General features: G+C 66.6%; 1 protein-coding gene. It reads left to right on the forward strand.

What is annotated here, in order from left to right:
* Positions 1–314, forward strand: a 314-nt coding sequence (locus tag EN850_RS35180; RefSeq protein ID WP_189591339.1) for an alpha-E domain-containing protein, incomplete at both ends; no start/stop codon positions are given.

Genomic DNA, 314 nt, shown 5'->3' on the forward strand with positions numbered 1-314 from the left:
CCGACGGCGATCGCCATGCAGCGCGGGGGCCAGGCCGCGGATGTCTGGGTGGTCAGCGACAAGCCGGTCGAGCGCGAGACGCTGCTGCCTCAGGAACATGACGGCTTCACCCGCACCATGCCAGGCAGCCTGCCCAGCCGCGCGGCCGAGAACCTGACCTGGCTCGGGCGCTATATAGAGCGTTCGGAAGACACGTTGCGCGTGCTGCGCGCCTATCACGTACGGCTTGCCGAGACGTCCGATCCGGATATGCCGCTGCTTGCCGATATCAGGGACTACCTGGAGCCGTTCGGCATCGAGGTGGACCAAGCCAT

It is taken from the genome of Mesorhizobium sp. M8A.F.Ca.ET.207.01.1.1 (assembly GCF_004794715.1).
In the GTDB taxonomy this organism is placed as follows: domain Bacteria; phylum Pseudomonadota; class Alphaproteobacteria; order Rhizobiales; family Rhizobiaceae; genus Mesorhizobium.